This is a genomic window from Oleiphilus sp. HI0117 (assembly GCF_001635235.1).
Window position 1 is genome coordinate 1 of sequence record NZ_LWGA01000199.1, and the last position, 793, is coordinate 793.

Genomic DNA, 793 nt, shown 5'->3' on the forward strand with positions numbered 1-793 from the left:
TCGATGACTGGGGCTTGGAGGCTTTAACACAGCCTCAAAAAAATGATCTACTCGAAATTATGGAAGATCGCCACAACAGTAAATCGACCATAGTGACTAGCCAATTACCGATGACGAAGTGGCATAAATTTATCGACGATCCGACCTTGGCTGACGCCATATTAGACCGGCTACTGCATAACGCTCACAAACTTAACTTAAAAGGAGAATCGATGAGAAAAGTACTAACTTCGTTGACTGAAGATGATCACTTGAAGTAAAAAGACAACTCACGATGCATGGATGGGAAACAAGTGATCACGTTCAGCGCAACGGCTGATCAGTTTTAGCGGAATACGCACCTGATCATTTGCCTCTTGATCGGATAATTGCTTATGAAACATCCGGTACAACTGGGCACGCGTTAACGATACCATCTCATCCCATCGTCGCAGCAAGATACAGCGCTTATCATAAGAAAGCTCTATTGTGGAATTACGTGGATACGGGAGAGTTCCGAAGTGATCTCGCTGTTATCTTGGCAGGGTTTCAAGAGAGTTGTTTCACTTATGCGTCTGTGTCTCCCTATCTGAACAATAAAGCGTTGTTGAAGTTAAATTTTCATCCAAACGATTGGGGTAGTCCTGATGATCGGGAGCTTTACATCGACCTCAACAAACCAGACCTTATCTCTGGCGACCCAATATCTTTGTCAGAACTTTCAATGATCCCGTTTAGGCATCGGCCGAAGGCAATACTCAGTACGTCAATGACTTTGTTGAAAGCAGTTCGGGATGATTTTGAATCTCGGTAT

General features: G+C 43.8%; 2 protein-coding genes. Both read left to right on the forward strand.

All coding sequences use genetic code 11. The annotated features are described in order from the left end of the window. On the forward strand, positions 1–260 hold a 260-nt coding region (locus A3757_RS02570; protein WP_197469672.1), incomplete at its 5' end, for an ATP-binding protein. 206 nt (positions 261–466) lie between these two features. Beyond that, positions 467–793: hypothetical protein (locus A3757_RS27465; RefSeq protein ID WP_231878195.1), on the forward strand; the 327-nt coding region annotated here is incomplete at its 3' end.